The following is a 1405-nucleotide window of genomic DNA, read 5'->3' on the forward strand; positions in this document are numbered from 1 at the left end:
CGGTAGTGCCCCGTGGGGTGGTGTAAGAGGCCGCGCGCGAAGCCCTTGGCGTAGCGCAGCGCGCGGCCGGGCTGGCGGCCATCGCGCTTCTTCGTAGTCTGAGGTTGTTCGAAGACCGACGACAACGAAGGAGAGCACGATGACCGAGAACATGATCGACCTTCCGGGCATGATCGCCAAGAGCGATGACGCGGATTTCTTGCGCGAGCTGATCCAGGATGCCGCGCAGCGGCTGATGGATATCGAGGTGGCCACCGTTTGCGGTGCGGGCCATGGCGAGCGCAGCCCGCACCGGGAGAACCAGCGGAACGGCTACCGGCCGCGGCAATGGGATACCCGGGCGGGGACCATCGGCCTGAACATCCCGAAGCTGCGCAAGGGCAGCTATTTTCCGACCTTCCTGGAGCCACGGCGGACGGCGGAGAAGGCGCTGATGGCAGTGATCCAGGAGGCCTACATCCATGGTGTTTCCACGCGCGCTGTCGATGACTTGGTGCGCGCCATGGGGCTGACGGGCACCTCCAAGAGCCAGGTCTCGCGGCTCTGCGAGGAGATCGACGAGCGGGTGCAGGCGTTCCTGAACCGGCCTCTCGAAGGCGATTGGCCCTTCCTCTGGCTCGACGCCACTTATGTGAAGCTGCGTGAGGGCGGGCGGATCGTCTCGATGGCGGTGATAGTGGCTGTGGCGGTCAATACAGACGGGCGGCGCGAGATCTTGGGGATTACCGTCATGCCCTCGGAAGCCGAGACGTTCTGGGCCGACTTCCTGCGGTCTCTTACTCGGCGCGGCCTGCGGGGCGTGCAGTTGGTGATCAGCGACGCACATGAGGGCCTGAAAGCTGCCGCACGCAAGGTGCTCAGTGCCGGCTGGCAGCGCTGCCGCGTGCATTTCCAGCGCAACCTCCTGGCCCGCGTGGGCAAGACCCACAAGCCGGTGGTCAGCGCGGTGGTAAAGACCGTTTTCGCCGAGAAGGACCGCGACCAGGCCCATGCCCGCTGGCGTGAGGTCGCCGACAGCCTGCGGGACCGGTTCCGCGATGTTGCCGAGCTGATGGATGAGGCGGAGCATGACGTGCTGGCTTACATGGCCTTCGACGAGAGCCTGCGCTCGAAGCTGCACAGCACAAACCCACTGGAACGCGTCAACAAGGAGATCAAGCGGCGGACCAATGTCGTCGGCATCTTTCCCAACCGCGAAGCCGTCATCCGGCTGGTCGGCGCGCTCATGCTGGAGCAAAACGATGAATGGGCCGTCTCCCGCCGCTACATGCCGGTGGAAAAGCTGACGGCCGTGTGCAACGATACCGGCGCGGCGACGATGATCGCCGCGCAGTGAACGAGCAGCACCAGCTATGAAGAAGCAGGTGGACGCCAGTTCCTACACCATCTCCCGGGACACTACCCA

At 64.8% G+C, this 1405-nt stretch carries 1 protein-coding gene; it reads left to right on the forward strand.

Translation table 11 applies throughout. The features are described 5' to 3' along the window. The first annotated feature begins 139 nt into the window (after window positions 1-139). Window positions 140-1336, forward strand: coding sequence for an IS256 family transposase (locus tag FN828_RS20415; RefSeq protein WP_142495134.1), 1197 nt, complete (start codon window positions 140-142; stop codon window positions 1334-1336). The last annotated feature ends 69 nt before the right edge of the window (window positions 1337-1405 follow it).

Source organism: Thalassovita litoralis (assembly GCF_900182725.1).
GTDB classification, from domain to species: Bacteria; Pseudomonadota; Alphaproteobacteria; order Rhodobacterales; family Rhodobacteraceae; genus Thalassobius; species Thalassobius litoralis.

Excerpts from the sequence above, each read along its gene's own strand:
- FN828_RS20415 (WP_142495134.1), top strand. The coding sequence starts at position 140 with ATGACCGAGAACATGATCGACCTTCCGGGCATGATCGCCAAGAGCGAT.